This window comes from Klebsiella sp., assembly GCF_027492335.1.
Lineage (GTDB): Bacteria > Pseudomonadota > Gammaproteobacteria > Enterobacterales > Enterobacteriaceae > Klebsiella > Klebsiella huaxiensis.
In genome coordinates this window covers 44,845-66,051 of sequence record NZ_JAPUEW010000017.1, presented here as the reverse complement: position 1 = coordinate 66,051, position 21,207 = coordinate 44,845, and the positions used below count along the sequence as shown (strand labels likewise).

General features: G+C 53.2%; 23 protein-coding genes. 9 read left to right on the top strand and 14 right to left on the bottom strand.

Features of this window, described 5'->3' with window-relative positions; genetic code table 11:
• The first annotated feature begins 218 nt into the window (after nucleotides 1-218).
• Nucleotides 219-1,238: a LacI family DNA-binding transcriptional regulator gene (locus QVF11_RS07065; RefSeq protein ID WP_112212975.1), complete on the top strand. Its 1,020-nt coding sequence runs from the start codon at nucleotides 219-221 to the stop codon at nucleotides 1,236-1,238.
• A 4-nt stretch (nucleotides 1,239-1,242) separates the two neighbouring features.
• On the opposite strand, the gene yfcD is transcribed toward QVF11_RS07065, so the two are convergent.
• The 3 genes from yfcD to yfcF are packed head-to-tail and all read right to left on the bottom strand — an operon-like array spanning nucleotide 1,243 to nucleotide 3,108.
• Nucleotides 1,243-1,797, bottom strand: coding sequence for an NUDIX hydrolase YfcD (gene yfcD, locus QVF11_RS07060; protein ID WP_112212974.1), 555 nt, complete (start codon nucleotides 1,795-1,797; stop codon nucleotides 1,243-1,245).
• Nucleotides 1,798-1,855: 58 nt separating this feature from the next.
• Complete coding sequence (yfcE, locus tag QVF11_RS07055) at nucleotides 1,856-2,407, bottom strand: phosphodiesterase (protein WP_112212973.1); 552 nt, start codon at nucleotides 2,405-2,407, stop codon at nucleotides 1,856-1,858.
• Between the two features lie 56 nt (nucleotides 2,408-2,463).
• The gene (gene yfcF, locus QVF11_RS07050; protein ID WP_287855902.1) at nucleotides 2,464-3,108 is read right to left on the bottom strand and encodes a glutathione transferase; all 645 of its coding nucleotides are present in this window, start codon (nucleotides 3,106-3,108) and stop codon (nucleotides 2,464-2,466) included.
• A gap of 255 nt (nucleotides 3,109-3,363) precedes the next feature.
• Here yfcF and yfcG point away from each other — a divergent pair, with 255 nt between their 5' ends.
• The 6 genes from yfcG (at nucleotide 3,364) to QVF11_RS07025 (ending at nucleotide 6,962) form a co-directional block, all read left to right on the top strand.
• Nucleotides 3,364-3,993: a GSH-dependent disulfide bond oxidoreductase gene (yfcG, locus tag QVF11_RS07045; RefSeq protein ID WP_112212972.1), complete on the top strand. Its 630-nt coding sequence runs from the start codon at nucleotides 3,364-3,366 to the stop codon at nucleotides 3,991-3,993.
• 65 nt (nucleotides 3,994-4,058) lie between these two features.
• Nucleotides 4,059-4,421 carry a dihydroneopterin triphosphate 2'-epimerase gene (gene folX / locus QVF11_RS07040; protein WP_110272259.1) on the top strand — a complete coding sequence of 121 codons (363 nt, stop codon included), beginning with the start codon at nucleotides 4,059-4,061 and terminating at the stop codon, nucleotides 4,419-4,421.
• A gap of 20 nt (nucleotides 4,422-4,441) precedes the next feature.
• Complete coding sequence (locus QVF11_RS07035) at nucleotides 4,442-5,335, top strand: TIGR01777 family oxidoreductase (protein ID WP_142513020.1); 894 nt, start codon at nucleotides 4,442-4,444, stop codon at nucleotides 5,333-5,335.
• A gap of 237 nt (nucleotides 5,336-5,572) precedes the next feature.
• Nucleotides 5,573-5,827, top strand: a complete 255-nt coding sequence (locus QVF11_RS28610) for a hypothetical protein (protein WP_112212970.1) — start codon at nucleotides 5,573-5,575, stop codon at nucleotides 5,825-5,827.
• Nucleotides 5,828-5,830: 3 nt separating this feature from the next.
• The gene (locus QVF11_RS07030) at nucleotides 5,831-6,397 is read left to right on the top strand and encodes a DNA-binding protein (protein ID WP_112212969.1); all 567 of its coding nucleotides are present in this window, start codon (nucleotides 5,831-5,833) and stop codon (nucleotides 6,395-6,397) included.
• Nucleotides 6,398-6,464: 67 nt separating this feature from the next.
• Nucleotides 6,465-6,962 (top strand): GNAT family N-acetyltransferase, encoded by a 498-nt coding sequence (locus tag QVF11_RS07025; protein ID WP_112212968.1) that lies wholly within the window; start codon nucleotides 6,465-6,467, stop codon nucleotides 6,960-6,962.
• A gap of 40 nt (nucleotides 6,963-7,002) precedes the next feature.
• Here QVF11_RS07025 and hisP read toward each other — a convergent pair whose 3' ends face one another.
• The 7 genes from hisP to QVF11_RS06990 all read right to left on the bottom strand — a co-directional run bounded on the left by hisP (nucleotide 7,003) and on the right by QVF11_RS06990 (nucleotide 12,984).
• Nucleotides 7,003-7,776 (bottom strand): histidine ABC transporter ATP-binding protein HisP, encoded by a 774-nt coding sequence (gene hisP, locus QVF11_RS07020; protein WP_004852881.1) that lies wholly within the window; start codon nucleotides 7,774-7,776, stop codon nucleotides 7,003-7,005.
• Nucleotides 7,777-7,783: 7 nt separating this feature from the next.
• Complete coding sequence (gene hisM / locus QVF11_RS07015; RefSeq protein ID WP_112212967.1) at nucleotides 7,784-8,500, bottom strand: histidine ABC transporter permease HisM; 717 nt, start codon at nucleotides 8,498-8,500, stop codon at nucleotides 7,784-7,786.
• On the bottom strand, nucleotides 8,497-9,183 hold the full coding sequence (locus QVF11_RS07010) for a histidine ABC transporter permease HisQ (RefSeq protein WP_112212966.1): 687 nt from the start codon (nucleotides 9,181-9,183) through the stop codon (nucleotides 8,497-8,499). The genes hisM and QVF11_RS07010 overlap by 4 nt, the downstream gene beginning before the upstream one ends.
• 66 nt (nucleotides 9,184-9,249) lie before the next feature.
• A complete protein-coding gene (gene hisJ, locus QVF11_RS07005; protein WP_110272254.1) occupies nucleotides 9,250-10,032 on the bottom strand; it encodes a histidine ABC transporter substrate-binding protein HisJ in 783 nt (260 codons plus the stop codon).
• A 258-nt stretch (nucleotides 10,033-10,290) separates the two neighbouring features.
• Complete coding sequence (gene argT / locus QVF11_RS07000) at nucleotides 10,291-11,073, bottom strand: lysine/arginine/ornithine ABC transporter substrate-binding protein ArgT (RefSeq protein WP_110272253.1); 783 nt, start codon at nucleotides 11,071-11,073, stop codon at nucleotides 10,291-10,293.
• 304 nt (nucleotides 11,074-11,377) lie between these two features.
• The gene (locus QVF11_RS06995) at nucleotides 11,378-11,947 is read right to left on the bottom strand and encodes a UbiX family flavin prenyltransferase (RefSeq protein ID WP_112212964.1); all 570 of its coding nucleotides are present in this window, start codon (nucleotides 11,945-11,947) and stop codon (nucleotides 11,378-11,380) included.
• A 41-nt stretch (nucleotides 11,948-11,988) separates the two neighbouring features.
• A complete protein-coding gene (locus QVF11_RS06990; RefSeq protein WP_112212963.1) occupies nucleotides 11,989-12,984 on the bottom strand; it encodes a LacI family DNA-binding transcriptional regulator in 996 nt (331 codons plus the stop codon).
• A 558-nt stretch (nucleotides 12,985-13,542) separates the two neighbouring features.
• Here QVF11_RS06990 and QVF11_RS06985 point away from each other — a divergent pair.
• Nucleotides 13,543-14,946, top strand: a complete 1,404-nt coding sequence (locus QVF11_RS06985; protein ID WP_142514642.1) for an MFS transporter — start codon at nucleotides 13,543-13,545, stop codon at nucleotides 14,944-14,946.
• 7 nt (nucleotides 14,947-14,953) lie between these two features.
• Nucleotides 14,954-16,921, top strand: coding sequence for a glycoside hydrolase family 127 protein (locus QVF11_RS06980; protein WP_287855893.1), 1,968 nt, complete (start codon nucleotides 14,954-14,956; stop codon nucleotides 16,919-16,921).
• 50 nt (nucleotides 16,922-16,971) lie between these two features.
• Here the strand turns inward: QVF11_RS06980 and purF are convergent, their stop codons facing one another.
• The 4 genes from purF to folC all read right to left on the bottom strand — a co-directional run bounded on the left by purF (nucleotide 16,972) and on the right by folC (nucleotide 21,172).
• Complete coding sequence (gene purF / locus QVF11_RS06975) at nucleotides 16,972-18,489, bottom strand: amidophosphoribosyltransferase (protein WP_112212960.1); 1,518 nt, start codon at nucleotides 18,487-18,489, stop codon at nucleotides 16,972-16,974.
• Nucleotides 18,490-18,522: 33 nt separating this feature from the next.
• Nucleotides 18,523-19,011 carry a colicin V production protein gene (gene cvpA / locus QVF11_RS06970; protein WP_110272250.1) on the bottom strand — a complete coding sequence of 163 codons (489 nt, stop codon included), beginning with the start codon at nucleotides 19,009-19,011 and terminating at the stop codon, nucleotides 18,523-18,525.
• Nucleotides 19,012-19,221: 210 nt separating this feature from the next.
• Nucleotides 19,222-19,914 (bottom strand): cell division protein DedD, encoded by a 693-nt coding sequence (dedD, locus tag QVF11_RS06965; protein WP_287855891.1) that lies wholly within the window; start codon nucleotides 19,912-19,914, stop codon nucleotides 19,222-19,224.
• Nucleotides 19,904-21,172 carry a bifunctional tetrahydrofolate synthase/dihydrofolate synthase gene (gene folC, locus QVF11_RS06960; RefSeq protein ID WP_287855889.1) on the bottom strand — a complete coding sequence of 423 codons (1,269 nt, stop codon included), beginning with the start codon at nucleotides 21,170-21,172 and terminating at the stop codon, nucleotides 19,904-19,906. The genes dedD and folC overlap by 11 nt, the downstream gene beginning before the upstream one ends.
• Nucleotides 21,173-21,207 lie beyond the last annotated feature (35 nt).

Here is a 21,207-nt window from a genome sequence, read left to right as displayed (position 1 = left end):
GCAAAAGATGAGCAAACTTTATTCAAGCTAACAATAGTTAACTGCGAGAACGATCACAAAGATAGCGCTACCAACAGATAACATTCAGATTTGTGATAGCGCTATCAATTCATCATCATCATGTGAAAACGCAAAAAAAGTAGGCATTTAAAGCGTATACTCCCAAACACGTGAAGTGATGGATGATGATAAAAAGCGTCTGTTCAACAGGAATGTGTATGTCTCTAACCCGAAAACGGCGTAGTACCGGCAAAGTGACGATCGCCGATGTTGCTCAGCTTGCTGGTGTGGGCACGATGACCGTTTCCCGTGCTCTGCGCACGCCGGAGCAGGTTTCCGATAAACTGCGTGAAAAAATTGAAGCGGCAGTGCAGGAACTGGGATATATGCCCAACCTTGCCGCCAGCGCGCTGGCTTCAGCCTCTTCAAGAACAATAGCGATGGTGGTGCCAAATCTTGCTGAGTCGGGATGTTCAGCAATGTTTGCCGGACTTCAGCAAGTCTTACAGCCGGCAGGCTATCAAATCATGCTGGCGGAATCACAGCACCGGCTGGAGCAGGAAGAGAAACTGCTGGAAACCCTGTTGGCTTCCAATATCGCCGCCGCCATCCTGCTTAGCGTTGAACATAGCGATACCGTACGTCACTGGCTGAAGAATGCCTCAATTCCGGTGATGGAAATGGGTGCGATGCGCGCCGACCCCCTCGACATGAATATCGGTATTGATAACGTCGCAGCGATGTTCGAACTCACGGAGATGCTCATCCACCGCGGCTACCAGAATATTGGTCTATTGTGCGCCAACCAGGAGCAGTGGATTTTTCAGCAGCATTTGCAAGGGTGGTATAAAGCGATGCTGCGCCACCACATGTCGCCCAATCGGGTGATTAACGCCGCCCTGCCGCCTAATTTTTCCACCGGCGCTTCACAACTGCCTGAGTTTTTACTGGCCTGGCCGGAACTGGATGCGCTGGTTTGCGTTTCCGATGAACTGGCATGCGGCGCACTGTATGAATGCCAGCGTCGGCGTATTAAAGTTCCTGATGATTTGGCCGTCGTTGGCTTTGGAGATAGCGATGTCAGTCGGGTTTGCCAACCGCCGTTAACCACGATGGCGGTGCCGCACCACAAGATTGGCATTGAAGCCGGGCGTGCGCTGCTGGAGCGCCTGAATGAGGGGAGCTGGAGCGACAGAAAGCCCATCACCTCCAGCTTATGCCTGCGGGATAGCTGTTAGGCGGCTACTCCGCCTCTTCCTGTTTTTCAGCTTTCGATGACTCATTATTAGCATTACGGGTCATCCATAGAGCCAGCGCTTTCAATGAATCCGGCGTGAACTCGTCGCAGCGTGCGGTGATCTCCACCGGCGTCAGCCAGCACACTTCACTCACTTCCTCTTCTTGCAGGGCGAAAGGTCCGTGCGATACGCAGCTAAACAGGCCACCCCAGACTCGGCAGTGTTTATCTTCGTAGTAGAACTGTCCGTGGTCGGCAAAGGGTACACCGGCGATGCCGAGTTCCTCTTCCGCTTCGCGGCGCGCTGACTCCAGCATTTGCTCATCCGCCTGCACCACGCCGCCAGCGGTGGCATCCAGCATTCCCGGATGGAAATCCTTAGTTTCGGTACGGCGCTGCACGAGGATTTTGCCCATCCCATCATGAACAACAATGTAGGTCGCCCGATGACGCAGACATTCCGCACGCATTTGCTCGCGGCTGGATTGTGCTATCACCTCGTTGTTTTCATTAACAATATCGACCCATTCTGTGCTTGCCAAATGATTCTGTTCCGCCATCAGGAAACCTTACTTTTTAAAGCGCTCTCGCGGCGCGTCTATACGGTTGTGGGGTAAATTACGGGTAAATTGCGACCTCTGCAATAACCTGATGATCATCGAGTGCTAAAACCTGCAATTGACCCTCGTTCAGCAGCCCGTAGCTGGCCGCAAATCCCCCTTTGGGGATGCTGACCGAGCCGGGGTTGAAGAGAAAAATATCGCCGCGTTTCTCTGCAACCGGAATATGAGTATGACCATAAGCCAGCACATCGCCAGCGGCGAGCGGAGGCAAATTATCGGGGCTATACAGATGCCCGTGGGTCAAAAACAGGCGAGTTCGCTCGCTTAATACCTGCTGCCAGGGAGCAGTAATGGGGAAATGGAGCAGCATCTGATCGACTTCGCTGTCACAATTACCGCGTACGGCAATCACTCGCTCTGCTACGCTATTGAGCTTCTCCGCAACCTGGTCGGGGGCATAACCGTCAGGAAGGGCGTTACGCGGCCCGTGATTGAGCACATCGCCGAGGATAACCAGCCACTGCGCCCCACTTTGCGCGAACAATTCAAGAACGCGTTCAGTTGCGGGCAGCGAGCCGTGGATATCCGATGCAAACATCAGCTTCATACATTCCATCTCCACGCATTACGATGCGTCTATGATAACGGAACCGCTGAGGCTTATCAGCCAGCACGTTTAGCCGACAGTGCGACGTAGCGCTGAACCGACGCCCGCTGCCACTGGAAGGTAGCGTACTCCACCAGCGCTGCTGGTACCTCATCGCCGTTGAGTACCAGTCGATTGAGCATCAACGCGAGATCGGTATCGGCAATAGACCACTCACCAAACAGATTCTGGCCGCCCTGCGCCAGTAGCGCCCCGGCGGTTTCAAACAGTTTTGCGGCGCTTTTCTGCCCGGCTTCGCTGAGCGGCGGTTTCTTTGCCCCAGCAAACACCACGATCGTCGAACGCTCTTCGCGAATAGGCATCAGATCGCTGCGCAGCCAGGCCTGCACCTGACGCGCCCGCGCGCGCTTTTGCAGATCATGGGGATAGAGACGTTCCCACTCCGGAGGCGCAAAGCGTTCGTCCAGATATTCGGTAATCGCCGAAGATTCACTCAGGGAAAAGCCATCGACCTCCAGAAGCGGCACGCGCCGGGTAGCAGAATAGCCTTTCCAGCTGCTTTGCAGATGCTCGCCGCTGTCGAGATTGACGGTTTTAAGGGTAAAAGGCAGGCTCTTTTCCTGCAGAGCAACATACACGGACATCACATACGGCGAGAAAAAATCAGAATCGGACCACAGGGTAATAGCAGGCTGGCTCATGGCATCCTCAATGGCTAATGTAATGGGGCGATAAGCCAACATATCCTGTCTCTCAGAGGATGTCACTGACCGCCGCCATGAGGATTTTGCCTATACCCTTCATAGTTCAAGTTGCTTGTGCGTTGTCCTGCAACTCGAATTATTTTGGGTAGATATCTCAAACGGCAACTCTTACCGCAAACTGAGTCAATCTGCGAATCCCCTGAGTTCACCTATACTCAAGAAGTTTGCGACCTGTGACGGCGGGAGATTCTCATGATCGATCTTTACTATGCACCCACCCCCAATGGCCACAAAATCACGCTCTTTCTTGAAGAAACGCAGCTGGCTTACCGCCTTATCAAGGTGGATGTCGGCAAAGGGGAGCAGTTTCATCCGCAATTTCTCGCCATCTCCCCGAATAACAAGATCCCGGCGATCGTCGACCACGATCCCGTTGACGGCGGCTCGCCGTTGAGCCTGTTTGAATCCGGCGAGATCCTGCTTTATCTGGCGGAAAAAACAGGCAAATTGCTTAGTGGGGAACTGCGCGAACGCCACGTTACGCTACAGTGGCTGTTCTGGCAGGTCGGCGGTTTAGGCCCGATGCTCGGGCAAAATCATCATTTTAACCATTTTGCCCCACAGGCTGTTCCCTACGCCATTGAGCGCTATCAGGTAGAAACGCAACGTCTGTATGGCGTATTGAACCGACGTCTTGAGCAGAGTCCCTGGCTGGGTGGAAACCACTACAGCATCGCCGACATCGCCTGCTGGCCGTGGATTAACGCCCATCAACGCCAACGTATTGAACTCGCGAATTTCCCGGCAATACACAACTGGTTCGAGCGTATTCGCCAGCGCCCGGCCACCGTTGAAGCGCTCCTGAAAACAGAAGGCCATTAACCCCCTGCTCGGCCGAGAAGCTTTGATGTATGATTGCGGAAATTACTATACGGAGGAAACCTGCAATGTCTCAACCAGACGCCATTATTCGAATTAAGAACCTGCGCCTGCGTACTTTTATTGGTATTAAAGAGGAAGAGATCGCCAACCGCCAGGATGTGGTGGTTAACGTCGCTATCCACTACCCGGCGGATCAATCACGTAACAGTGAAGATATTAACGATGCGCTGAACTACCGCACTATCACCAAGCGCATCATTAGCCATATCGAGAATAACCGTTTCTCTCTGCTGGAAAAATTAACTCAGGATGTGCTCGACATCGCACGCGAACATCATTGGGTCACATATGCTGAAGTAGAGATCGATAAACTGTACGCACTGCGCTACGCCGATTCGGTATCCATGACCATGAGCTGGCGGCGGTAGACGCATCTTAGGGAGGCGCTATGAACGTTCTGCTAACTGGCGGTACCGGCCTGATTGGCCGCCATCTAATCCCTCGGCTACTGGAGCTGGGGCATCAGGTAACGGTTTCAACGCGCAGCCCTGAAAAGGCGAAAAATCGCCTCGACTCTCGCGTCACCCTGTGGCGCGATTTCGAGCACCAGGCAAACCTCAACGGCTTTGATGCCGTCATCAACCTGGCCGGCGAGCCTATCGCCGACAAACGCTGGACGGCAGAGCAGAAACAGCGTCTCTGCCACAGCCGCTGGGATATCACCCAAAAGCTGGTCACGCTGATCAACGCCAGCGATGCTCCGCCCGCAGTGCTGATTAGCGGTTCAGCCGCTGGCTATTATGGTGATCTCGGCGAAGTGGTGGTCACCGAAGAAGAACCACCGCATAACGAATTTACCCACAAACTTTGCGCCCGCTGGGAACAGATCGCTTGCGAGGCGCAAAGCGAACATACCCGCGTCTGCTTGCTGCGCACCGGCGTGGTACTGGCACCACGAGGCGGTATTCTGGCCAAAATGGCCCCCGCATTTAAGCTCGGCCTCGGCGGCCCTATCGGCAGCGGTAGACAGTACCTGGCGTGGATTCATATCGACGATATGGTTAACGGTATTCTATGGCTACTGGATAACGACCTGCGCGGCCCGTTTAATATGGTTTCCCCCTACCCGGTGCGCAACGAACAGTTTGCCCACGCGCTGGGTCACGCACTGAACCGCCCGGCGATTTTCCGCGTTCCGGCGGCGGCTATTCGCCTGCTGATGGGCGAATCATCGGTACTGGTACTCGGCGGCCAGCGCGCACTGCCGAAGCGCCTGGAAGCCGCCGGATTTGGTTTTCGTTGGTATGACCTGGAAGAAGCTCTGACCGATGTACTGGGATAGCTCAGGGCTATTATGCCGCCGGGAGACCTTGCCGGTCTCCCTGACTTAAATAAATCCCCTACGCGCCATGGAACCCTCCTCGCAACAATCAAAACCCGCTCGCTCAATACCCGCTTAATTGTGAATCTGCTTCCAGTGATTATCTTTCCACTCTGTCATAACCCCCTGGTGTGCAATTTTGCATCATTGCGCGTTGACATTCGTCAACATTGTATTCAAAATAACCAGGACATAGTGATGAAGGAACATCCAGATAAACATATCAGAGCAGCCATCGACTATGCGCTCACAAGGGGTTGGATTTTTATCGCTGGCGGTAAAAGCGCCCACTGTTTTGGACGGCTAATGTGCGGGACGACCCGGCATCGGGAACATATGATGAGTATCTGGTCAACGCCGGCAGTCCCCATTAACCACGCCCGGCAGATTATTAGAATGGTCGACCGCTGTCAGGTGCCTTTATCAGCTCAGATTAACCACAAGAAGGACTAAATCATGGCGCTGTATAATTTTACCCTCACGCTTTCTGGCGTTACCGCGCACACCGTGGGTCTGGAAGATTCGCTGCATGCGGCGGGCTGCGCTGATGCCCTAGTCTGCTTTTACGGCACCGCAGTCTATCTGGATTTCGATCGCGAAAGCGACTCTCTTGAGCAGGCTATTCTGTCAGCCATTGCAGATATCGAATCCGCTCTCTCCCTCAGTGCCCGGGTTGAATCCGTTGATTCCGCCCTGGTAGGTTTAAGCGATATTGCCGAACTCACCGGCCTGACACGGCAGGCCATCGCCCTGCTGAAAGATGGCGCAAGAGGCTCAGGTCAGTTTCCTGGACCGGTGCAGCGCGTTAAGGGCAATTCCCCTTTGTGGCGCTGGAAAACCATTGTTGGTTGGCTGGTAACGGAAAACAGAATCCCCGAAGACTCGCCGCTGGTTGCCCACGCCGAGGTTCTGGATAACCTGAATCTGGCGCTCCAATTGCGAGCTACGCGGGAGAGCAAAACCGTCCTTCACTACCTTCAAAGGCTTGAAAAACACCGGGTTGATTCGTTAAATATCGGATAACACCGTCATATAATTCAGTACATTGTGGTGTTAAGGTGAATAGACTCTCCACTGTTATGGCTTGTTTATGATAACGCTCACCACGCCGCGCTTACTTCTTTCTCCATTTAACTCATCTGACTGGCCCTTTTTCCTGCGTCTACGGCAAGACCCAGAAGTGATGCGTTTTATGGGTGAGATCCTTGAAGAATCGGCGCTACGTACGCTATTTGAGGCTCGCTGCGCAGATACTGGCGTCTTCGTGCTGCGCGATGCCAGCGGCACGGCGATGGGTGATATCGGCCTGCGTATCAGCACTAAAAATCCGCATGAAGCAGACGTGGGTTATGCCCTCCTCCCCGAAGCTCAGGGACAAGGGTTCGCCCGCGAAGCGCTACAAGCAATTTGCGATTACGGATTTAACCAACTCGGCGTTCAGGCGATTAATGCATGGGTGTTGGGCACTAATTCGGGATCTTCCCGCCTGCTGGAAAAACAGGGTTTTATCCGCATTCAGGTGTTCGAAAAAGCTTACCATCTAAACGGAATAGATTACGACGACTGGGTGTATCGGCTGGAGCGCTAGCTGTCCCGGCGGAGGGTATTCCGCCGGGTCAGGGTTGATGTTACTTCAAAGAACCTTTCAGGAACTGCTGCAGGCGCTGGCTTTTCGGATTACCGAAGACTTCGTCAGGGTGCCCTTCTTCTTCAATTTTACCCTGATGGAGGAAGATCACGTGCGAGGAAACATGGCGGGCAAAGCCCATCTCATGCGTCACCACAACCATGGTTTTCCCCTCTTCCGCCAGTTGCTGCATGATACGCAGCACTTCGCCCACCAGCTCCGGGTCAAGCGCCGACGTTGGTTCATCAAACAGCAACACATCAGGCTCCATTGCCAACGCGCGGGCGATGGATACACGCTGCTGCTGACCACCGGATAGGTGGACCGGGTATTTAATCTGCTGGCGCTCATCAATACCCACTTTCGCCAGGTATTTCACTGCCCGATCGCGCGCTTCCTGTTTGCTCAGCCCCAGAACCTGAATCGGCGCTTCCATGACGTTTTCCAGTACCGTCATATGGCTCCACAGGTTGAAGTGCTGAAACACCATGGTCAGGCGAGTACGCAACAGGCGGAGTTGGTTTTTATCAGAGACCTTGAGCTGGCCGTCTTTATCACGAACCAGGCCAATATTCTGCCCATTAACTACAATCGTGCCTTCACTGGGCTTTTCAAGGAAGTTAATGCATCGCAAAAAGGTACTTTTGCCGGAACCTGATGAACCGATGATGCTGATAACGTCCCCGGCTTTCGCCCGTAGCGAGACGCCTTTCAGCACCTCGTGTTCGCCGTAACGTTTATGGAGATCGATAACGTTTAATTTATTGTCGGACATGGCGTTCTCAGTGCGTTGAAGAAGGTTTGATATGCTGCAGCCAGCGCTTTTCCGCCCTGCGGAACAAGCTAATCAGCACATACGAGATAATGAGATACAGTACTGCGGCAATGCCAAAAGCAGTAAACGGCTGGTAGGTCGCCGAGTTAATATCACGGGCGATTTTCAGCAGGTCCGGCACCGTCGCGGTAAAAGCCAGCGCGGTGGAGTGCAGCATCAAAATCACTTCATTGCTGTACGCAGGCAGAGCAATACGCAGCGCGGAAGGCAAAATAATGCAGCGATACATTTTGACCGATGAAAAACCGTACGCTCGCGCCGCTTCAATCTCTCCGGCGGGAACCGAACGAATCGCGCCAGCGAAAATCTCCGTGGTATAGGCACAGGTATTTAGCGTCAGCGCCAGCACCGTACAGTTCAGGCCACTACGGAAGAAAGCATTTAGCAGTTCGGTACCTTTGACAACTTCCAGCGTATACATTCCGGAATAGAACACCAGCAGTTGGACGTACAGCGGCGTACCGCGAAAAATGTAGGTAAACAGCCAGATAGGGAACTGGATATATTTATTGCTTGAGACGCGACCAATGGCGAGAAAAACCGCCAGAATGCCCCCCATCACCACTGACGAGATTAGCAGCCAGAGCGTAATCGCTACCCCAGTAAAGCGGTAGCCGTCAGTCCACAGCAGAGATTTCCAGTACTCCTGAATAATTTCAATCACAGGTCAGCCCTCTTCACGCCTACAGAATAACGGCGTTCAAGCATCAGCAGTACACCATTGGAAACCGTGGTAAATACGAGATAAATCAGGCCACAAACGATAGCGAAGTAGAAGGGCTCCCAGGTGCTTTTGCCTGCCAACTGGGTTGCCTTGACCACATCTTCTAGCCCCAGTAACGAGACCAGCGCTGTCGCTTTGAGTATCACCTGCCAGTTGTTGCCTATTCCAGGCAGCGCATAGCGCATCATCGCCGGGAACAGGATCCGGCGAAAAGTCTGCCCGCTGCTGAATCCGAAAGCGGTGGCCGCTTCGATATGCCCTTTCGGTACGGCCAGAAAAGCGCCGCGAAAAGTTTCGGTGAAATAGGCGCCATAGATAAAGCCCAGCGTGATAATCCCCGCCACCATTGGGTCGATATCAAACTGCGCAAGACCCAGCGCGTCGGTCACGCTGTTAAGCGCAATCTGCAGCCCGTAAAAAATCAGCAGCATAAGCACCAGATCGGGCACACCGCGGATTAAAGTGGTATAGCCTTCGAAAATCAGCGCCAGCGGACGATTGCTGGAAAGCTTGGCTCCGGCTCCGGCCAGACCGATAAGCACCGCCAGAACAACGGAGCTTAATGCCAGCTCGAGGGTGACCAGCGCGCCCTGAAAAATAACCTGTGAAAACCCGTACAGCATGCTGTCTGCCCTGTCTGTCATCAACCATCGCGCGCCAAATTACGCGCGATGGGGTACGCGAAATGGTTAATCGCCGTACACGTTAAAATCAAAATATTTCTTCGCCAGCTTGTCGTAGGTGCCGTCTTTTCGCATCTCGGCAAAGGCTTTATTCAGCGCTTCACGCAGTTCGTTATCATCTTTACGCAGCCCCATGCCGGTGCCGACGCCAAACAGCTTCTCGTCTTTAATCGACGGACCGCCAAACTGATAATCTTTGCCAATAGGCTGTTTGAGGAAACCTTCGCTAGCGGCAACTTCATCCTGGAACGCGGCATCAATACGTCCAGCAGTCAGGTCAGAATAGATATTGTCCTGGCCCTGATAGGAGACAATTTCAATTCCTTTCGGCGCCCAGTGTTCATTGCCGTAGGTTTCTTGCGTAGTTCCTTGCAGAACACCGACGCGTTTGCCTTTCAGCTTCGCGAGGTCAGGCGTAACATCGCTGCCTTTTTTCACCACCAGGCGAGAATCGGCGGCATAGAGTTTGTCGGTGAAAGCGATTTCCTGCTGACGTTTTTCGGTGATCGAAAGCGAGGACATAATGGCATCAATCTTCTTCGCTTTTAAAGATGGGATCAACGCGTCCAGCGGGTTCTCAATGAAGGTACATTGCGTATTGATGCGCTTACACAGCTCTTTTGCCAGATCGATGTCAAAACCAATCAATTCACCCTGTGCATTCTTCGATTCGAACGGGGCATAAGTAGGGTCGGTACCGATACGGACTTTTTGCGGAATTGCTGCGAATACCGTGGAAACGCTGGAAAGGGCCAGCGCTAAAGAGAGAGACAACGCCAGTTTTTTCATAACTATCCTCAACAGACTGTCATTCTAACGGGTTTATTAGAAATACTTACGGCAGTTATCGTGCCATTATTCGCCCCGGTAAGGCAAAACATTCTGCGCCGGAAAGCAAATTTTTTCGCATCAGAAACGCTTAACTATGCACTTTCTATCGCAATGCGAGCGCTATACTGCACCAGATTGATCCACCAAAAGTGTGATTGCACCAATAAGGGGCAGCAATAGATGTGCGTGGCCCGGAGTCCCGGGCCAACAGTGGTCTTAGTCGCCGTATACGTTAAAGTCGAAGTATTTTTTCGCCATCTTATCGTAGGTACCATCTTTACGAACCTCAGCCAGCGCTTTATCAAACGCGGCTTTCAGCTCGCTATCGTCCTTACGCAGGCCGATACCGGTACCATCACCGAAGAATTTTTTGTCTTTAACGGAAGGGCCTGCAAAAGCAAAATCTTTACCGGCAGGTTGTTTGAGGAAGCCTTCGCTGGCGGCCACTTCATCCTGTAATGCGGCGTCCAGACGGCCTGCTGCGAGGTCGGAGTAAATCAAATCCTGGTTCTGATAAGCAACAACATCTACGCCATGGCTGCGCCAGCGCTCATTACCGTAGCCTTCCTGAGTAGAGCCCTGTAATACGCCGACATGCTTGCCTTTGAGAGATTCCAGCGTTGGTTGAATCGGTGAACCCTTAGCGGCGATCAAACGGGAATCCGCCGCGTAGAGCTTGTCAGAGAAGGCTATCTCCTGCTGACGTTTTTCGGTAATAGACAAAGAAGAGATAATGGCGTCGATCTTCTTCGCCTTCAGCGAAGGGATCAGAGCGTCGAAATCGCTGCCTACCCAGGTACATTTCACGTTGATACGTGAACAAAGCTCATTGCCCAAATCGATGTCAAAGCCGACGAAATCCCCTTTCGCATCCTTCGATGAGAAAGGCGCGTAGGTGGCATCGGTGCCAATACGTATACTTTGCGGCAGCGCGGCGAATGCGCTGGAAGCGCTGCAAATTCCCATCATTAAAGAGAGAGCCAGGACCGTCTTCTTCATAGGTTACCCTTAAGTGTCGTGATGTTGTTATGCGATGCGTTGTCTTGTTATGAATACTGCCAACAGCTCTTACACGTTTTATAGTGCACGTTTTATGCCATTTTCTCAGTGCGTGCTGGAAATGGCGTTAAATTTGTTAAATAAAGGTTGCAGGTTTGTCTTAAAAGCGAAGATACCAGCAATAACGGATAAACCGCAGTGCCGGAGCGCAAAAAAACAAATTAAATGTTGAGGATTTGATCGAGGCGACAAAATTGCACTGCAGGAGCGCAATTGTGAATAAAGCGCACTATGTTAGTGCGAGCTACGCGCCCTGCCAGCGGGTAAAGAGGTCTTCAGGAAGGGTAATATCGAACTGATCAATAACGCGATTGACCGTCTGGTTAATCACATCATCGAGGGTATGCGGACGATGATAGAACGCCGGCACCGGCGGCATAATCACCGCGCCCATTTCCGCCGCCTGAACCAGTAAACGCAAATGGCCCAGATGGAATGGCGTTTCCCGCACGCACAGCACCAACGGGCGCCGCTCTTTAAGCACCACATCCGCGGCTCTGGTCAACAGACCATCGGTATAGCTATGAACAATGCCGGAAAGGGTTTTCATTGAGCACGGCAGAATCACCATCCCGGCGGTTTTAAAAGAGCCGGAAGAGATGCTGGCGGCAATATCACGGGCATCGTGAACCACGTCAGCTAACGCCTGCACTTCGCGCAAAGAGAAGTCAGTCTCCAGCGCCAGCGTCTGGCGCGCGGCCTGACTCAAAATCAGGTGCGTTTCTACATCAGGAACATCACGTAAAATCTGGAGCAGTCGCACGCCGTAAATTGCGCCGCTGGCGCCAGAAATACCAATAATCAGTCGTTTCACGATATTTGCCCCTTCCGCTCAATGGCGCAGACTTTGCCGGATTATAGCTCCGGACGCAACCGCAACGAACTTTCGCGAACCACCAACCGCACCGGCAACAACAAGTTTCTCTCACCTTCATCGCTCAGCAAAAGACGGAACGCATCGCGGCCAAGCTCGCGCTTATCAATGGCTACCGTGGTTAATGGCGGATATGCCCAGGCCGCGGCATCGATATCGTCAAAACCGACAATCGCCACCTCTTGCGGTACGTTGATGCCTTTGCGCGCGCAGACCCGCATGGCCACCAGCGCAGCCATATCGTTATAAGCAAAGATAGCATCCGGCGGCTGCGGCAACGCCAGCAGGCTCTCCATCCCCTCCACCAACGCCTGCTCAATCTCCTTAACTGGCGGTACCTCGACCTTATAATCAGCAGGCAGCGAAATCCCTGCGTCAAACAGCGCTTGCTGATAGCCTTCAACACGCTGGCGAATACTGTAGTGGCGCTGCGAATGACCAAGAAAAGCAATACGTTTTCTTCCCTGCTCAAGCAGATGGCGGGTGGCGACAAAACCACCATGATAGTTATCCGGATTCACACAAGGAAAATCTGCCGCCCACAAATCGACAAGGGCAACAGGTAACGCGGTTTTACGCAGTTCAGCTAACACCTCAGCTTCCAGATAACCCGCACAAATCAGTGCATCAGGCTGGTGCAGATTAATCAGCTCGCTGACCGAGTCTCCGGGGCCAATGGGCTGGAAACTCATGGCAATTTCATTTTCTCGACAGGCATCCGCGACGCCGAGCATCACGGTCGAATAGAACGGCAGCGCGCTGGCGATATTGTGTTCTCGGTGCAGCAGAAAAAGCAGGCGCTTGATACGCCCGCTGCGCAAGCGGCTAAAATCATAGCCTTCTGCTTCCGCTATCGACAAAATCCGCTGGCGTGTCTCTTCACTTAGCCCCGGCTGCCCTTTCAATGCCCTGGAGACCGCGGCAATAGACACACCACAGGCGGTCGCAATATCTTTAATTCTGGTTTTTTTTGCCATTCCGTTCGTTTTCACCTGTCATGCGGGGTTTATGCTGATTGTCCTTTTAGCGCCTGCTCTCCAGCTTAGCCTCGTCGTGTACGTACTTTGCTATCTCCATCAACGCCCCTTGTATCTCGTCGGGCGAATGTATGAAGCAGTCACTAAGGATATCACGCAGCGGATGTCGATTAACAACCTGAATATTTTTATTTTTTACTAAACAAAAAATCAAGTTTGTCATCCCACCTCACAAGTCATCAAGCGGACATCGCTCTGCCTGCTTATGCGTACCACAGCACTACAAATAAGGTTTCCCCCTCTTATCGGGCGGTATCCAGGATGTCTCACAGACAAACCACATGCTTTGCACTCTTTAAAACGTGATAAAGATCTACATTAAAAATTTATTTCTAGTAAAAATAAAGATCAAAATCACAAGGCGAAACGTCAAGAATGTACGCATAACTATGATCAGATCTATGCTCTCCGTCGTTTTATATTTACTAAAAATAACCAGAGATACGTCGTAATGACTTGTTGAATCATCACCATTGCTAAGGCAAATAAGGATTGGTTATGGCTACTGCCGATAATCTGGATACCGATGTGCAGATAGTTGATGCGGGAGAAACGCTCTCAACCCGCGAAAAAATAGGCTATGGACTGGGAGATGCCGGTGGACACTGCATCTCGGATTTGATCAGCGGCTTCCTGCTTTTTTTCTACACCGACGTGTTTGGCCTGAGCCCGGCCATCGTCGGCGCGATGTTTTTTACCTTGAGAATTGTCGATGCGGTATCCGACCCGGTTATGGGCGTTATCGCCGACAGAACCCGCAGTCGCTGGGGTCGTTTTCGTCCGTGGCAGCTATGGACTGCCGTTCCGCTTGCGGTTATCGGGATCCTGACATTCACCGTGCCGGACATGAGCCCGAACATGAAAGTCGCCTGGGCCTTCGGTACCTACTTCCTGCTCTCTGTGGGCTATACCGCCAACAACGTCCCCTACTGCGCGCTGATTAACGCCATGACCAACCGTCACGATCAGGTGATGTCCTGCCAGTCATGGCGCTTTGTCTTAAGTGGCATCGCCGGCTTCCTGGTCTCTGTCGGACTACCGTGGATGGTCGAATTCTTTGGTCAGGGCAATCTGGCTAAAGGCTACCAGTATGGCGTAACCGTGCTGTGTGGGATTGGTGCAGTCATGTTTTTACTGTGCTTTTTCTGGGTCAAAGAGCGAGTTCCTCTATCGCTGGCCGGGAAATTCACTTTGCGCCAGCATCTGCAAGGGCTGCGCAAGAACGACCAATTACTCATGATGCTGGTGATGTCTTTCCTGTTGGTGAATATTCTGTGTATTCGCGGCGGCGGCTATATGTACTTCATCTCCTATGCGCTACAGGGCAGCACTGGCTTTATGTCGCTGTTTTTTGCCATCGTCACGCTGGCCGCGATTATCGGTGCAGTGATCGTCAATCCGCTTTCCCGCCGTGTCGATATGGTCAAGCTGTACTTCTATACCAACCTGGTGCTGGTTGTTTTCGGCCTGGCGATGTGGTTCCTGCCGACCGGACCGCAGCACCAGACGCTATGGCTGGTCTGTATCCTGATTAACAACATCGTGCTCGGCTTCACCCTACCGTTGCACTTCTCGATCATGGCGTTTGCCGATGATTACGGCGAATGGAAAAACGGCGTGCGCTCTTCCGGGATGAACTTCGCCTTCAACCTCTTTTTTATCAAACTCTCATGGGCCTCATCCGGCGGAATAATCAGCATTCTGCTGATTATGGTGGCCTACCAGCCGGGACTGGAAAACCAGACCGCCGCTTCTATTCAGGGCATCACCCTGCTGCAAAGCGTTGTACCGGCAATCTTCCATCTGGTGCTGGCCTTATGCCTGCTTAAGTGCCGTCTGAACGGCCCAATGATGAACCGCATTTCCACCGATCTTCACCAAAGACATTCCCAAATTTCCTGAGGTAAACATGAAGCAGTCCGATGTAATTGAAGCCGACCTGAACCGAATTACCGTTACCGACCCTTTCCTGGGAGAGTATCAACGTCTGATTCGCGATGTCGTCATTCCTTATCAGTGGGAAGCGCTCAATGACAACATTCCCGATGCGGAACCAAGCCACGCGTTGGCTAACTACCGCATCGCCGCAGGATTAGAGGATGGTCAGTTTTACGGTATGGTTTTTCAGGATAGCGATGTCACCAAATGGCTGGAAGCTGTCGCCTGGTCATTGAGCCAGAAGCCTGACGCAACCCTTGAACAAACCGCTGATGAAGTGATCGAGCTTCTGGCGAAAGCCCAGTGTGCAGACGGCTATCTGAATACCTGGTACACCGTTAAAGAACCGGGGCAGCGCTGGACTAACCTCGCGGAATGCCACGAACTTTACTGCGCGGGACACCTGTTTGAAGCGGCTGTCGCTTTTTACAATGCTACGGGGAAGCGCCGCCTGTTGGAAATCTCCTGCAGATTTGCCGATTACATTGATACTGTTTTCGGTCCAAAACCCGGCCAGCTTCGCGGCTATCCGGGGCATCCGGAAATCGAGCTGGCGCTGATGCGCCTTTACGAAGTCACCCGGGAACCCCGATATCAGGCGCTGGCCTGTTTCTTTATCGAAGAACGCGGTAAGCAGCCTTACTATTACGACATTGAGTTCGAAAAACGCGGCGGCACCCGACACTGGATCGGCTGGGGCGACGCCTGGCCAGGAATGATAAAAGACAAAACTTACACTCATGCGCACAAACCACTCTCCGAACAGAGCGAAGCGGTTGGCCACGCCGTCCGTTCCGTCTACCTGATGACAGGCCTGGCGCATATCGCCCGTATGACTCAGAACGAAGAGAAACGCCAGACCTGTCTGCGAATCTGGAACAATACGGTCCAGCGGCGGATGTATATTACCGGCGGCATTGGCTCGCAGGGGATCGGTGAAGCCTTTACCAGCGACTACGATCTGCCTAACGATACCGCTTACGGCGAAAGCTGCGCCTCTATCGGCCTGATGATGTTCGCCCGCCGGATGCTGGAAATGGAAGGCGACGCGCATTATGCCGATGTCATGGAGCGCGCGTTCTACAATACGGTACTCGGCGGGATGGCGCTGGACGGTAAGCATTTCTTTTACGTTAATCCGCTGGAAACTCACCCCAAGAGCATCCCGCATAACCATATTTACGACCATATCAAGCCGGTTCGCCAGCGCTGGTTCGGCTGCGCCTGCTGCCCGCCAAACATCGCACGCACGCTGGTCGCTATTGGTCACTATCTTTTTACCCCGCGCCAGGACGCGCTATTTATCAATTTCTACGCCGGGAGCGAAGCCCAGTTCACCATTAACGACCGGCCACTGGCGCTGAAAATCAGCGGTAACTACCCGTGGGATGAAGAGGTCAACATCACCTTCACCCATTCACAGCCCGTCGCCCACACTTTGGCGCTACGTCTGCCGGAATGGTGCGAAGCTCCGCAGGTACTGGTCAATGGTGAAACCGCGCAAGGAGAACGGCTCAAAGGCTATCTGCATATCACTCGCCAGTGGCAACAGGGCGACGTCATTACGCTGCATCTGCCGATGACTATCCGTCGCGTCTACGCAAATCCGCTGGTGCGTCATAACGCGGGCAAAGTGGCGATTCAACGTGGGCCGCTCGTGTACTGCCTGGAAGAGGCAGATAACGGCACGGAGCTACACAATCTGTCGCTCCCGCGCGGCAGTCAGTTTCATGAGATGGCAGGAACTGGCGTTTTGAAAGGAAAAGTCTTGATTATGGCGGAGGGTTTGCGCATGCAGACAGCGCCAGAGGACACACCGCTGTACAGTTTCGACAGCCCACAGGCGAACGTTGAAAAGCAAACTTTGACGTTTATTCCGTGGTTTAGCTGGGCCAACCGCGGCGAAGGCGAAATGCGGATTTGGGTCGACGAGGCTTAAAAGCAAAAAGCCCGCGATCTCGCGACCGCGGGCTTTTCCAGGCGAAGGGATTACCCTTCGTTATGCATCTCTAAATTTTCCACTTCGTTTTGCAGCTGAACCGCTTTCGCATCGTCGTTACGCAGGGAATCGAGATAATCCAGATACTGCTGATCGACGTCTTTGGTAACGTAGATACCGTTGAAAACCGAGCATTCGAACTGCTGAATATCCGGGTTCTCCGCACGGACTGCGTCAATCAGATCGTCCAGATCCTGGAAAATCAAACCATCTGCACCGATGATCTGACGAATCTCGTCAACTTCACGCCCGTGAGCAATCAGCTCAGTCGCGGTTGGCATATCAATGCCATACACGTTCGGGAAGCGAATTTCCGGCGCCGCTGACGCCAGATACACTTTCTTCGCCCCAGCTTCGCGCGCCATCTCGATAATCTGTTCCGAAGTAGTGCCGCGAACGATGGAGTCATCGACCAGCAGCACATTCTTATCGCGGAACTCGGCACGGTTGGCGTTGAGTTTACGACGCACCGACTTACGACGCAGCTGCTGGCCTGGCATGATAAAGGTACGACCAACGTAGCGGTTTTTCACGAAGCCCTGGCGATACGGCTTGTCGAGGATACGGGCAATTTCCAGCGCGATATCGCAGGAGGTTTCTGGAATCGGAATCACTACATCAATATCAAGATCTTCCCACTCGCGAGCAATTTTCGCCCCCAGCTTAGTCCCCATATTCACACGGGCGCTGTAGACGGAAATTTTGTCGATGAATGAATCCGGACGCGCGAAGTAAACGTATTCGAACAGGCACGGATTGCTAACCGGGTTCTCGGCGCACTGGCGAGTGAACAACTGGCCTTTTTCGGTGATATACACCGCTTCGCCAGGCGCAACGTCACGTAAGAACTCAAAGCCCAGGGTATCCAGAGCAACGCTTTCCGAGGCCACCATATACTCAGTGCGGCCATCGCCAATATCACGCTTGCCCAGCACCAGCGGACGGATGCCGTTCGGGTCGCGGAAGGCGACCATGCCGTGGCCGATAATCATCGCCACGCAGGCATAAGCGCCGCGAATCTGGCGGTTAGTGGCGGCAATCGCCGCAAAAATGTTGTCTGCTTCCAGCGGATAATGGCGGAAATTATCCAGCTCGCTGGCAAAAATGTTGAGCAGGATTTCGGAGTCGGAGGTGGTGTTGATGTGGCGGCGTTTTTCTTCAAACAGCTTTTGACGCAGCTCGTGAGCATTAGTCAGATTGCCGTTGTGCGCCAACGTAATGCCATATGGAGAGTTGACGTAGAAAGGCTGAGCCTCGGAGGCGCTGGAGCTGCCAGCCGTCGGGTAACGAACGTGACCGATCCCCATATTGCCTTGCATACGCTGCATATGGCGAGCTTCAAACACATCGCTCACCAGCCCGTTCGCTTTACGCAAACGAAAACAGTTGTTCGCATCGATGGTGATGATGCCTGCGGCATCCTGCCCACGATGCTGAAGCACCGTTAACGCGTCATAAATCGACTGGTTTACCGGCATAACACCGGCGATACCGACAATACCGCACATACGTCTTTTCCTCGTTAAGCTACATCCCAACGCTTATGCTTTGGGCAAGAAACTTGACGAGCTCTGCAGATAGTCAAAGAACCATCTGATAACGAAACTGAACTGTGGGATAAGCTCAGACTTTTGCCAGTCATCGCTTTTCGCCATACTGGTAAAACTATCGAGAAAAAACAGAATCGCAGAGACGATTAGCACACCGCGCAGGGCGCCAAAACAGATCCCCAACACCCTGTCGGTACCCGACAGGCCGGTTTTCTCCACCAGCTGACCTATCACAAAGTTAACGATAGCGCCGACGATAAGCGTCGCGATAAACAGTATCGCGATAGCAATCCCATTTCGGACCAGTTCGTCTTCAAAGCCCGTGAACCAGACAGCCAGGTAAGTGTAGTAATGACTGGCAACAAAGAAAGCGCATCCCCAGGTTACCAGCGATAAAGCTTCACGAACAAAGCCGCGGATCAGGCTGACCAAAGAGGAAAAACCAATCACCGCAATTATGGCGTAATCAATCCAGACCATATACGTCCCACGATTTTACGCCCTGTCGTCCGGTTCGGGGCGCATTCTAACAGAAAAAGAAAACGTTTGCGTAGGGATTTCCATGCCCTACAGAAATAAAAATGGCGCTGAAAAAACATTCAACGCCATACTGCCTTTCGCCTCTTCAGGGCGCGTCAGACAGGGGTTTCCGTGCTCTGGCCCTACCTTTCTTTATTAAAAAAGGGAAGGTTAGTTCGGGCTAAAGCCCATGACTACACCGCTAAGTCCGGACAGCTTGTTCAGCTCGCCAAGCTGCCCCTTCAGCTTATCTTTCGAAGCATCCGGGCCGACCAGAATACGGGTGATTTTACCCTGCACCGGCGTCGAAGGCGACGTATAAACTTTGAAGCCAGCAGCGCGCAGCTTACCGACGATCTCGTTGACCTTATCGGCATTCTTCAGCGCGCCTAACTGCACAACATAGGCTTTCCCGGTCGGGGCCGGAATTTCAGCCTGCTGTTGCGGTTTAGGCGCAAGTGTCTGCACCGCGACCTGCTGCGGAGGCTGAGGTTGCGGCTTCTCTACCGGCTTCGGTTGAGGTTTAGGCTGCGGCTGTGGTTTTGGCGCGACAACCGGCTCCTGCACCACATCAAAACTGTTATTGTTCACCGGGATCCGCGAAGGATCGAGCGACGGTGCCGCTGCATCCCCAGCTCTCACCTCTTCGGCGGCCCCTTCCGGAGGCTGCGAAGGCAGCGTCTGAGTCGCTGCTGGCAGCATATCTGGCTCATCGCGGTCGCCTGGTTTTGGTACCAGTGGGATTGCGGCAAACTCATCCTGATAATGTTTTTTCTGACCATCAAGCAGCCCTGGCAGGATAATAACCCCCAGTGCCACCAGTACGATCGTCCCGACTAAACGGTTCTGAAACTTACTCGCCACCGATTCTCCCCGCGTCTATCTCTTCCATTACATGCGCCACCGTGTGGAATGAACCACACACCAGCACCGTATCCTGTGGTCTGGCATCTGCCATCGCAGCGTACCAGGCCTGCACAACGCTGGTATAGACTTTGCCTGCGCGTAAATGTTCCAGCAGTTGCTCTGCCGTCGCGCCGCGCGGCCCTTCAAGCGGCGCACAGTACCAATCGTCAACTTCCGCCTTCAGGTTTTCCAGCGTACCGGCGATGTCCTTATCATGCAGCATACCAATAACCGCCAGCACGCGCCCCGTTTTCGGTAAGGTTTTGAGACGCCCGGCGAGATACGTCGCCGCATGCGGGTTATGAGCAACATCAAGGATGACTCTCGGGGTGTCGCTAATTATCTGAAAACGCCCCGGCAGCATCGCCTTTTGAATACCGTCGCGAATCGCCTGCTCGTCAACCTTGAGCTTGCTGGCACGCAGGGCAGCGAGCGCAGTTGCGGCATTCGGCATAGGTACCTGTGGCAGCGGCAGGTCGGTGAGTGCGCCGTTTTCATCACTGAAAGACCAGCTCTGCTCACCGGCCTCATAGCCCCAGTCAACGTCGCGGCACAGGAGTTGCGCGCCCTTTTCGCTCGCAACCTCGGCGATAGTTTGGGGCATATCGGGTTCACCAACGATAGCCGGTTTACCACTGCGAAAAATACCTGCCTTCTCGCGGCCAATACTTTCGCGATCCGGTCCCAGCCAGTCCGTATGGTCAAGCGCAATACTGGTGACTACCGCCACGTCGGCATCAACAATATTAGTCGCATCCAGGCGACCACCGAGACCCACTTCAAGGATAACGACATCCAGTTGCGCCTGCTGAAATAGCCACAGCGCGGAAAGCGTACCAAATTCAAAATAGCTCAGAGAAATCTCGCCGCGCGCCGCTTCGATTTCAGCAAAGGAAGTGGTATGCGCAAGTTCCGACAGCTCTTCGCCTTGTACGCGCACCCGCTCGGTATAGCGCACCAGATGCGGCGAACTATAAACACCCACTTTGAAGCCCGCGGCCATCAGTACCGATTCCAGGGTACGGCAGGTCGTTCCTTTGCCGTTGGTTCCCGCCACCGTGAACACAAACGGTGCAGGTTTTAATACCGCCATCCGCGCAGCCACCTCGCTGACGCGCGCCAGTCCCAGATCGATTGTTTTGCTGTGCAGATGTTCCAGATAAGAAAGCCACGTAGCCAGGGGCGACGCGGCCTGAGGAATAGGTTGTTTTTCCATGATGTCCGGCAAGAGTTAAGATAACTACGCGTATA

What these genes read in the sequence shown, in the direction of transcription:
- QVF11_RS07025 (WP_112212968.1), top strand. Translation starts at nt 6,465, where the DNA reads ATGATAACGCTCACCACGCCGCGCTTACTTCTTTCTCCATTTAACTCA.
- yfcG (WP_112212972.1), top strand. Translation starts at nt 3,364, where the DNA reads ATGATCGATCTTTACTATGCACCCACCCCCAATGGCCACAAAATCACG.
- hisP (WP_004852881.1), bottom strand. Translation starts at nt 7,776, where the DNA reads ATGTCCGACAATAAATTAAACGTTATCGATCTCCATAAACGTTACGGC.
- folX (WP_110272259.1), top strand. Translation starts at nt 4,059, where the DNA reads ATGTCTCAACCAGACGCCATTATTCGAATTAAGAACCTGCGCCTGCGT.
- yfcF (WP_287855902.1), bottom strand. Translation starts at nt 3,108, where the DNA reads ATGAGCCAGCCTGCTATTACCCTGTGGTCCGATTCTGATTTTTTCTCG.
- purF (WP_112212960.1), bottom strand. Translation starts at nt 18,489, where the DNA reads ATGTGCGGTATTGTCGGTATCGCCGGTGTTATGCCGGTAAACCAGTCG.
- QVF11_RS06980 (WP_287855893.1), top strand. Translation starts at nt 14,954, where the DNA reads ATGAAGCAGTCCGATGTAATTGAAGCCGACCTGAACCGAATTACCGTT.
- QVF11_RS28610 (WP_112212970.1), top strand. Translation starts at nt 5,573, where the DNA reads ATGAAGGAACATCCAGATAAACATATCAGAGCAGCCATCGACTATGCG.
- yfcE (WP_112212973.1), bottom strand. Translation starts at nt 2,407, where the DNA reads ATGAAGCTGATGTTTGCATCGGATATCCACGGCTCGCTGCCCGCAACT.
- folC (WP_287855889.1), bottom strand. Translation starts at nt 21,172, where the DNA reads ATGGAAAAACAACCTATTCCTCAGGCCGCGTCGCCCCTGGCTACGTGG.
- QVF11_RS06990 (WP_112212963.1), bottom strand. Translation starts at nt 12,984, where the DNA reads ATGGCAAAAAAAACCAGAATTAAAGATATTGCGACCGCCTGTGGTGTG.
- QVF11_RS06985 (WP_142514642.1), top strand. Translation starts at nt 13,543, where the DNA reads ATGGCTACTGCCGATAATCTGGATACCGATGTGCAGATAGTTGATGCG.
- hisJ (WP_110272254.1), bottom strand. Translation starts at nt 10,032, where the DNA reads ATGAAAAAACTGGCGTTGTCTCTCTCTTTAGCGCTGGCCCTTTCCAGC.
- QVF11_RS07035 (WP_142513020.1), top strand. Translation starts at nt 4,442, where the DNA reads ATGAACGTTCTGCTAACTGGCGGTACCGGCCTGATTGGCCGCCATCTA.
- yfcD (WP_112212974.1), bottom strand. Translation starts at nt 1,797, where the DNA reads ATGGCGGAACAGAATCATTTGGCAAGCACAGAATGGGTCGATATTGTT.
- cvpA (WP_110272250.1), bottom strand. Translation starts at nt 19,011, where the DNA reads ATGGTCTGGATTGATTACGCCATAATTGCGGTGATTGGTTTTTCCTCT.
- QVF11_RS07010 (WP_112212966.1), bottom strand. Translation starts at nt 9,183, where the DNA reads ATGCTGTACGGGTTTTCACAGGTTATTTTTCAGGGCGCGCTGGTCACC.
- QVF11_RS07030 (WP_112212969.1), top strand. Translation starts at nt 5,831, where the DNA reads ATGGCGCTGTATAATTTTACCCTCACGCTTTCTGGCGTTACCGCGCAC.
- argT (WP_110272253.1), bottom strand. Translation starts at nt 11,073, where the DNA reads ATGAAGAAGACGGTCCTGGCTCTCTCTTTAATGATGGGAATTTGCAGC.
- QVF11_RS07065 (WP_112212975.1), top strand. Translation starts at nt 219, where the DNA reads ATGTCTCTAACCCGAAAACGGCGTAGTACCGGCAAAGTGACGATCGCC.